The 472-nt window shown below is 54.0% G+C and carries 1 protein-coding gene; it reads left to right on the forward strand.

Annotated features, from left to right (window positions below; translation table 11 throughout):
• On the forward strand, positions 1-188 hold a 188-nt coding region (locus HOC_RS20765), incomplete at its 5' end, for an efflux RND transporter permease subunit (protein ID WP_035542799.1).
• Positions 189-472: the final 284 nt, after the last annotated feature.

Genomic DNA, 472 nt, shown 5'->3' on the forward strand with positions numbered 1-472 from the left:
TTGCTGTCGTCATAGCCGGCCTCCTTCCAATCATGCTCGGCACAGGTACAGGCTCAGAAGTGATGCGCCGTATCGCTGCCCCGATGGTTGGCGGCATGACAAGCGCGACAATCCTGACACTGCTCGTCATTCCTGCCGCGTTCTTGATCTGGAAAACGCTGGCGCTGAAATTGCCGAAGACCAGGTGACAGCCGGGCAAAATATTTAGAAAAATGACTGTTTCTTTTGCCAGTCACCATGGGCAAGCACATGGCTTTTGGCGCACATGCGTGCTTGCGCAACTGCACCCGTCAGGTGGCAACATGTACACGCCTTCACGGACTACTCAGGCCCGGTTCTGACCTGACGCCCCTGGTGCCAATCGCTTTCGGTCCAATCGTGTGTTACTGGCCCGTTTGAGCGCATGGTGAAGCGTCAGGCGCAGAAATAGCAAAAAAACATGGAATCAGGATTTGCAAACCGTCTTTTTCAT

This window comes from Hyphomonas oceanitis SCH89 (genome assembly GCF_000685295.1).
GTDB lineage: Bacteria > Pseudomonadota > Alphaproteobacteria > Caulobacterales > Hyphomonadaceae > Hyphomonas > Hyphomonas oceanitis.